The following is a 1,432-nucleotide window of genomic DNA, read 5'->3' on the forward strand; positions in this document are numbered from 1 at the left end:
TCAAATTTTTCTAGAATTTCATCCCAATTTATTTCACTTTGTTCAATTAACATAGTTAGCCTCCATATTCAAGTTTTTATACTTTATATTTTAGCTAAAAAAATATTGGCATTCTAGTCGGATATTCTTTGACGCTTACTTTATATCTACTAGTTTTATAGAAGTTGTTTTTACCGTTCCTTCTAGTTTTCTTCCAAACTGATAAATTTGATTTCCATTAGTATTTTTAATACTCAAATAATAATTATTTTCTTTATCCTCTGTAAGAATTTTTTCAATATTATCAGTACTACCATTCTTAAGCATTTCTTGATAAATTTTATTTGCTTTATTATCTAGATTTGTTTCTATACCTTGAATTAAACTTGATATTTTATCAGACATACTATATTTGTAATATCCAAATAAAATAGTTGTATTTAAAATAAAAGTTACTACTGCTACTACTGCTAACTTTTCTCTAATCTTCATATTTTTGTCCCATAGGCTTAACTAACTTATATCCTACTCCCCAAACAGTTTTTATATATTTATTCTCTTTATCTATTTTGTTTCTGAGACTTTTAATATTTACTGCTACAGTTCCTATGTCTCCATAATCATTGCCCCATACATAATTATAAATTTGTTCTCTAGATAAAACTTGTCCTACATTTTCACATAGATATAAAAATAATTGAAATTCTCTAGTAGATAATTCTACTAATTTTTTATTTATGTAAACTTCATAACTATTTTTATATACTTCTATATCTCCAATAGTTATTTTGTTATTTTCGTCCTCATATTTTCTCTTTTCTCTTCTTAAATGTGCTTTTACTCTTGCTACTAATTCTTCCACTACAAAAGGCTTGGTAATATAGTCATCTGCTCCCATTTCAAGTCCTAATAAAGTATCTAAAATTCTCCCCTTAGCTGTTAGAAATATTATCGGACATGATACCTTATCTCTTATGCTTTTGCAGACCTCTAAACCATCCATTTTAGGCATCATAATATCTAATATAATCATAGATAAATCCAAATTACTATGTATAATCTCTAACGCTTCTTTTCCATCATGTGCTAACACTACTTCAAACCCCTCATCACTTAAAGAGTCTCCTATTAGAAGTGCAATTTCCTTATCATCATCTGCTATTAATATTTTTAACATCTTTACTCTCCTTAATATTATAAGTCATGCCAATATGGAGTGTTATTGACATGACTTTTTATATTTATTATACAATATAAACTTTTAATTACTTTGTTTTTTAAATATATTTAGAAACATTTTCCACGGATTATCTTCTTTCTTTTCTTCCTTCACAATGTTTTCTTTCTTTTCTATAGATATGCCTTCTGTTCTTATAGTAAATTGGACACTTTCTATATTTTTATTTTTTTCACTTGCAAAAGAAATTGGCTTAAAGTTACTATTTGAATATTT

3 protein-coding genes are annotated in these 1,432 nt (G+C 26.1%); all 3 read right to left on the minus strand.

The genetic code is table 11. The features are described from left to right. Positions 1–135: 135 nt before the first annotated feature. Positions 136–471 carry a hypothetical protein gene (locus tag ACRC03_RS07085; protein ID WP_438651861.1) on the minus strand — a complete coding sequence of 112 codons (336 nt, stop codon included), beginning with the start codon at positions 469–471 and terminating at the stop codon, positions 136–138. Then, positions 461–1,156 carry a response regulator transcription factor gene (locus ACRC03_RS07090; protein WP_438651862.1) on the minus strand — a complete coding sequence of 232 codons (696 nt, stop codon included), beginning with the start codon at positions 1,154–1,156 and terminating at the stop codon, positions 461–463. Before ACRC03_RS07090 ends, ACRC03_RS07085 begins: the two co-directional genes overlap by 11 nt. Before the next feature lie 84 nt (positions 1,157–1,240). Next, a partial coding sequence (locus ACRC03_RS07095) for a hypothetical protein (RefSeq protein WP_438651863.1) occupies positions 1,241–1,432 on the minus strand: 192 nt, incomplete at its 5' end.

The sequence above is a fragment of the Romboutsia sp. genome (genome assembly GCF_051659545.1).
Lineage (GTDB): Bacteria > Bacillota > Clostridia > Peptostreptococcales > Peptostreptococcaceae > JBOFOR01.

Bases quoted from the DNA above. Each gene is read 5' to 3' on its own strand.
- ACRC03_RS07085 (WP_438651861.1), bottom strand. From the start codon at position 471: ATGAAGATTAGAGAAAAGTTAGCAGTAGTAGCAGTAGTAACTTTTATT.
- ACRC03_RS07090 (WP_438651862.1), bottom strand. From the start codon at position 1,156: ATGTTAAAAATATTAATAGCAGATGATGATAAGGAAATTGCACTTCTA.